The organism is Streptomyces sp. CO7 (assembly GCF_053474865.1).
Genome location: NZ_JBRIOU010000004.1, coordinates 958,879 through 960,563, shown reverse-complemented (window position 1 = coordinate 960,563; position 1,685 = coordinate 958,879). Strand labels below are relative to the sequence as shown.

At 73.9% G+C, this 1,685-nt stretch carries 2 protein-coding genes and 1 pseudogene; all 3 read left to right on the top strand.

Going from position 1 to position 1,685, the window contains the following annotated elements; translation table 11 throughout:
- The coding region (rimI, locus tag ACOV8S_RS17125; protein ID WP_448318662.1) for a ribosomal protein S18-alanine N-acetyltransferase at window positions 1-357 on the top strand (357 nt) is incomplete at its 5' end.
- On the top strand, window positions 350-1,504 hold the full coding sequence (gene tsaD / locus ACOV8S_RS17120; RefSeq protein ID WP_448318661.1) for a tRNA (adenosine(37)-N6)-threonylcarbamoyltransferase complex transferase subunit TsaD: 1,155 nt from the start codon (window positions 350-352) through the stop codon (window positions 1,502-1,504). The genes rimI and tsaD, both read left to right, overlap by 8 nt.
- Window positions 1,501-1,685, top strand: a pseudogene (locus ACOV8S_RS17115) (hypothetical protein); the annotation flags it as partial. The gene tsaD and the pseudogene ACOV8S_RS17115, both read left to right, overlap by 4 nt.

Below are 1,685 nucleotides of genomic sequence, written 5' to 3'. Positions count from 1 at the left end.
CCGGCGGGTGAACTGGCCGGCTACGCCGGGCTCGCCGCCGCCGGCGACCAGGGCGACGTCCAGACCATCGCCGTCGCCCCCGGCCACCAGGGCACCGGCCTGGGCAGCCGGCTGCTGTCCGAACTGCTGCGCGCCGCCACCGACTTCGAGTGTCACGAGGTGATGCTCGAGGTCCGCGTCGACAACGTCCGCGCCCAGAAGCTGTACGAGAGGTTCGGCTTCGAACCGATCGGCTTCCGCCGCGGCTACTACCAGCCGGGCAACGTCGACGCCCTCGTCATGCGCCTGACCGACCCGGCCTCCGCGCCCACCGCCGTCACTCCCTCCGCTGCACAAGGAACCCGGAACCATGGCTGACCTGCGGGACGAGCCCCTCGTCCTCGGCATCGAGACCTCCTGCGACGAGACCGGCGTCGGCATCGTCCGCGGCACCACCCTGCTGGCCGACGCCGTCGCCTCCAGCGTCGACGAGCACGCCCGCTTCGGCGGCGTCGTGCCCGAGGTGGCCTCCCGGGCCCACCTGGAGGCGATGGTCCCCACGATCCAGCGGGCCCTGAAGGACGCGGGCGTCAGCGCCAAGGACCTCGACGGCATCGCGGTCACCGCCGGTCCCGGCCTCGCGGGCGCGCTGCTGGTCGGCGTCTCCGCCGCCAAGGCGTACGCGTACGCGCTCGGCAAGCCGCTCTACGGCGTCAACCACCTGGCCTCGCACATCTGCGTGGACCAGCTGGAGCACGGGCCGCTGCCCGAGCCGACGATGGCGCTGCTGGTCTCCGGCGGTCACTCCTCGCTGCTGCTGTCCTCGGACATCACCTCCGACGTGCGGCCGATGGGCGCCACCATCGACGACGCGGCCGGCGAGGCCTTCGACAAGATCGCCCGGGTGCTCAACCTGGGCTTCCCGGGCGGCCCGGTGATCGACCGGTACGCCAGGGAGGGCGACCCGAACGCCATCTCCTTCCCGCGCGGCCTCACCGGCCCGCGCGACCCCGCCTACGACTTCTCCTTCTCCGGCCTGAAGACGGCGGTGGCCCGCTGGATCGAGGCGAAGCGGGCGGCGGGCGAGGAGGTGCCGGTCCGTGACGTCGCCGCGTCCTTCCAGGAGGCGGTGGTGGACGTCCTTACCCGCAAGGCGGTGCGCGCCTGCAAGGACGAGGGCGTCGACCACCTGATGATCGGCGGCGGCGTCGCCGCGAACTCGCGGCTGCGGGCGCTGGCCCAGGAGCGGTGCGAGGCGGCGGGCATCCGGCTGCGGGTGCCGCGGCCGAAGCTGTGCACAGACAACGGGGCGATGGTCGCGGCGCTCGGCGCGGAGATGGTGGCGCGCGGGCGGGACGCGTCCGCGTGGGACCTGTCCGCGGACTCCTCGCTGCCGGTGACCGAACCGCACGTGCCGGCTCCCGAGGGGGCGGAGGGGTACGCGCACACGCACGGGCCCGGGCACGGGCATGCGCACTCGCACGATCACGTGCACGAGGTGTCGAAGGAGAACCTGTACTCGTGACGGTGGCGCTGATGTGGGAGGCCAGGGCGGCCGAGGGCCGCGGGGAGGAACTGCTCGCGTGGGCGCGGGAGCAGGGGTTGCCGCGGGAGCCGGTGCGGCGGGAGACGTTCCGGGCGCCGGGGGACCGGGTGCTCGTCGTCACCTGGTGGGACGCCGCCCTCCACGACTCCCTCCCCGAACT

What these genes read in the sequence shown, in the direction of transcription:
- tsaD (WP_448318661.1), top strand. Translation starts at nt 350, where the DNA reads ATGGCTGACCTGCGGGACGAGCCCCTCGTCCTCGGCATCGAGACCTCC.